Raw genomic sequence first — 2,627 nt, 5'->3', positions numbered from 1 at the left:
GGCGGGGATCGTCCGACGGAATCCATCTCGATCAGCTTCACGAAGATCGAGTTCAAGTTCACGCCGCATACGGATGACAACAAGGCGGGTACGCCGGTGACTGTCTCCTATGACATGACCACCACCAAGACCTCCTGAGGTGTCTTGTTCGGCAGGCGAATATTCGCTCTCGCATACGTCATGAGTCGGTCGGTGCGGGGGCGAATGATATGTGCGCCTGTGAGGGTGGTGATTCAGAAATCAGTGTCGTGAGGGATGCGCCATGAATATCAATAAGTTCCTTGAGCTCATTGAGACAACCTTGAGCACGGCCGAGCAAGCCGGGGATCTGCATAAATGTATGTCGCGTCCTTCACAGGAGCTGAAGGAATTGTATGGGCCGATGACCGATAAGGTCACAAAATCCCGAGCTATTCTGAAGGCGCAGGAGCTGTACGATCTTTATTACGAAAGTCATCCAAACGCAGATTTCAAGCGTGCTGTGAACAGCTTGCGCGATGAGTTGGTGAAAATGCCGACGGAGGTTTCGAATTCCGCGGCATCTTCGTTCACGGCTCTGGTTCATCTGAAGGGGAATTTCGGCAAGACGCTTGATGATGTCATTTCGAAAGTGAAGGAGCCGCCGGGCGCGCTTTCGACGCTGATGTTGTCGGTTATGGATGCGTCTATCACGACAGGCTTGGCATTTGTTCCCGTTGCAGGGCCGTTTCTTGCGCCTCTGTCTATGGGGCTCAATGGCATGATTTCCTATGGTCTGAACGCTGCCGTGCAATATCCGGTTGCCTATGCCACCGGGGATCAGACCTTGCTGTTCAATTCGGGTAGTGCCGCCCAGGTTGCAGCTCAGAAAGATGCAATTGGTGCGAATACAGATCCCAGTGCCAAGAACAGGGCGCAGGATCGGGCAAGTGCAGCTGCAACCGGTGGTAAGGCGACAGCCAATATCGCTTCTTCCATGACTGGCCTTGCCGATAAAACTAGCCTTGTGGGTGAACTGGCGGCGCAGAAGGGGCTTGCCAGCATGATTGCGGTGGCAGCCCGCAGATATGTGGATAAGAACAACGCTGAAGTGCTCGCCATGGCCGACACCAAGGGGAACGCCTTCAAGACAATCATCACGGGTGCGCTGACGCAAAATCAGGTTGTGACGGATCAGATTAATATTCTCTCCAGAATTGATGTCGAATTGCCGAGTTCATTGCAAAATACGGACAGACGTAAAGATATTTATCTAAATGAAAAGGCGACCTTGGAGACATTCAAGAACAGTGCGAATGATATGTTCGTGCAATTCTATGATTTCCTGATCGCGATCATGGGGCAGGGGATTGAAGGGTCCTTCTCCGCAGCTCTCAACCTCGTGAATATGCCCAAGTGTTTTGATAATAAACAACGTATCGCCATCATTATGATGGGCTATTTCTTCTCGAAAGATTGGGATGGAGCTCGCAAAGGGCGGCTGCAACAGGCCCAGAGAACTCACGATGCAGGTATAACGAAGCATGACGCTCTCGTAACGAAGAAGATTGGTCTTCATTCCGCTCTCGTTGCGACGCCGACGAATCGTGGTGTTGTCAGCTCTTTGGAGACACGGCTGGCAATTGTTCAGAGCAAGCTGGAAGCCAATGATGATCGGATTCGGGCTGCAAAGGATTTTCTTAACCGGTCAGCGGCTGAAAAATCAAATTTCTCCACGACTTTTGGTGGTGGTGCCCTCAAGACCGTGAATGCCAAAAATGCATTTGCTCTAGCGCGTGAAGCGACATCCAAAAAACCTTTGCTCGACCTTGGTGTGGAGTTCAACTCGATTGACGCTGCGCACGACATGAGCAAGCTTCCGGAAATTACGGAGCGCTCGAAGATGTATTTCCGCGCCCTCAAGAATGCCATTACCGCTGATGTGGAAAGCGCAATCCTGAAGGGCAATAAGCAGTTCATGTCTGATGATGATATGATCAAGATGTGGAATCTCTATATTGGGGCTCATCTCGTCGTCAATCTGGCATTAAGCGACTCGAAGCTGAAGCTGCAAGGTAAGCTGAAACGTGCAACTCGAGCTGTGACGCCAACAACTGACTCTACAAATATTCCAGATTATTATGTGAAGATGATCGAAAAAGGTGGCTTCATACAAAGATATTCTGGAAATATATTTATGCAGGTTTCTACAAAGAAGAAAAAAGAGCTGGCGGCCACAGGCAAGATGCGTTGGTCCCGGCATCCCAGCGATAGGGAGCGGGCGATGCTTGTCGCTTTCTGTACCATTGTCGCATTCTCTATGGATGTTGGAAAGATAACGCTCGGCTTCCAAAGCTGGGATGAAACAGTTCAGGGCTTGAAGGATGTATGCAGGCGCATTTCTGAGACGGCATATGCTTGATGCGTACTGTAATGGTGGGTTTCTGATCGCACCTTTAGGGTGATGTCTGGTTTTGAATATATAACTTACCTGTAAGTAAGGTCGAATTATATTAAGGAGCTGTGAGATGGCAATTTACCTGAAGTTTGACGGTATTGACGGCGAAGCGACGCAGGATGACCACAAGAAGTGGATTGACGTTCTGTCTCTTTCGTGGGGTGTTGGTCGTGGCATTTCCACGGTTTCTGGCTCGACGAACAACCGTGAG

General features: G+C 50.1%; 2 protein-coding genes. Both read left to right on the top strand.

The annotated features are described in order from the left end of the window. Positions 1 to 262 precede the first annotated feature (262 nt). Complete coding sequence (locus tag ACT6QH_RS00020; RefSeq protein ID WP_444972791.1) at positions 263 to 2,380, top strand: hypothetical protein; 2,118 nt, start codon at positions 263 to 265, stop codon at positions 2,378 to 2,380. A gap of 106 nt (positions 2,381 to 2,486) precedes the next feature. Next, a partial coding sequence (locus ACT6QH_RS00015) for a type VI secretion system tube protein Hcp (RefSeq protein ID WP_444972792.1) occupies positions 2,487 to 2,627 on the top strand: 141 nt, incomplete at its 3' end.

The organism is Haloleucobacter albus, assembly GCF_052492075.1.
This window is presented reverse-complemented; position numbering and strand designations above follow the sequence as displayed.

Coding starts and splice junctions, on each gene's coding strand:
- ACT6QH_RS00020 (WP_444972791.1), top strand. CDS start 263: ATGAATATCAATAAGTTCCTTGAGCTCATTGAGACAACCTTGAGCACG.